Annotated in this window: 2 protein-coding genes; both read right to left on the reverse strand. The window is 63.4% G+C overall.

What is annotated here, in order from left to right; genetic code table 11:
- Nucleotides 1-873 (reverse strand): FAD-dependent oxidoreductase (locus DBR24_RS18070; RefSeq protein WP_256591605.1); only part of this gene is annotated, 873 nt, incomplete at its 3' end.
- Nucleotides 874-1030: 157 nt separating this feature from the next.
- A partial coding sequence (locus DBR24_RS32685) for an amidohydrolase family protein (RefSeq protein WP_256591606.1) occupies nucleotides 1031-1460 on the reverse strand: 430 nt, incomplete at its 5' end.

Here is a 1460-nt window from a genome sequence, read left to right on the forward strand (position 1 = left end):
CACGGCCATGTCGATCGCGGTGTTGCCGGCGCCGAGGACGATGCAGCGCTCGGCCAGCGGCAGTTGCGAGAGGTCATCGGCCTGACGCAGTTCGCGGATGTAGTCGGTGGCGGCGAGCAGGCCGGGGGCGTCCTCGTGCTGCAGGCCGAGCTGTTTGCTGGCATTGAGGCCGAGGCCGAGGAACACCGCGTCGAATTGCTGATGCAATTCGCTGAGGGTCAGGTTGTCGCCCAGTTTCTGCCCGTGGCGAATCTCGATGCCGCCGATTTGCAGGAGGAAATCCAGTTCCTTTTGCGCGTAGTCGTCGACCAGTTTGTATTTGGCGATCCCGTATTCGTTGAGGCCGCCGGCTTTCTCCCGCGCTTCGAAAATCACCACGTCATGCCCGTGCATGGCGCTGCGATGAGCGCAGGACAATCCCGCGGGCCCGGCGCCAACCACGGCGATGCGTTTGCCGCTGCTGGCGGCGCGCTGGAACGGGTGCTCGGTGAAGTGCGCGTTGTCCACGGCGTAGCGTTGCAGCAGGCCGATCAGCACCGGCGCGCATTCCTGCGCGTTGTTGCGCACGCAGGCTTGCTGGCAGAGGATTTCGGTCGGACAGACTCGCGCACAACTGCCGCCGAGGATATTCGCCGAAAGGATTTTCTGCGCTGCACCGGGCACGTTGTCCTGATGGATGTTGCGGATGAACGACGGAATGTCGATCTCGCTCGGGCACGCATTGACGCACGGCGCATCGTAGCAATACAGGCAGCGCGAGGCTTCCAGATGCGCCTGCCGGGCGTTGAGCGGTGGCGCCAGATCGGTGAAATGGCCGGCGAGGGCGGCGGCGCTTTCGTGTGGGTGCGGGAGATGGTTCAGGGTCTCGATCACGGTTTTTTGCCTCACGGTTATTTGAGGTTTCTGCCTCTGTCGGGCAGTGGTTTTTGTGGCGTTCGGGATGGCCTCTTCACGAGCAAGCTCGTTCCCACATTTGGAATGCATTCCCCTGTGGGAGCGAGCTTGCTCGCGAAGGCCGAAGGCCTGGATTTCAGCGTTTCACAGCAGTCGGCTTGTGCATCTCGGCCCGCTTGCTCAGCAAATCAAACACCGCCGGATACGCCGGCCGTTCGATGTAGCGCCCGGCCCCGCGCTCGGCGCGCAGGTCGCCGTCCGCCCAGACCACTTTGCCCTGGCTGACGGTATGGCTCGGCACGCCGCGCACGGTCTTGCCTTCGAAGATGTTGAAGTCCACCTGCTGATGGTGGGTCTTGGCGGAGATGGTGCGCGTACCTTGCGGGTCCCACAGCACCAGGTCGGCATCGGCGCCAACGCGAATCGCGCCTTTGCGCGGGTAGAGGTTGAAGATTTTCGCAGTGTTGGTGGAGGTGAGGGCGACGAAGTCCTGCATCGACAAACGCCCGCTGTTGACCCCTTCGTCCCACAACACTGCCATGCGGTCTTCGATGCCGGCGGTGCCG

The sequence above is a fragment of the Pseudomonas sp. HMWF006 genome (assembly GCF_003061205.1).
In the GTDB taxonomy this organism is placed as follows: domain Bacteria; phylum Pseudomonadota; class Gammaproteobacteria; order Pseudomonadales; family Pseudomonadaceae; genus Aquipseudomonas; species Aquipseudomonas monsensis.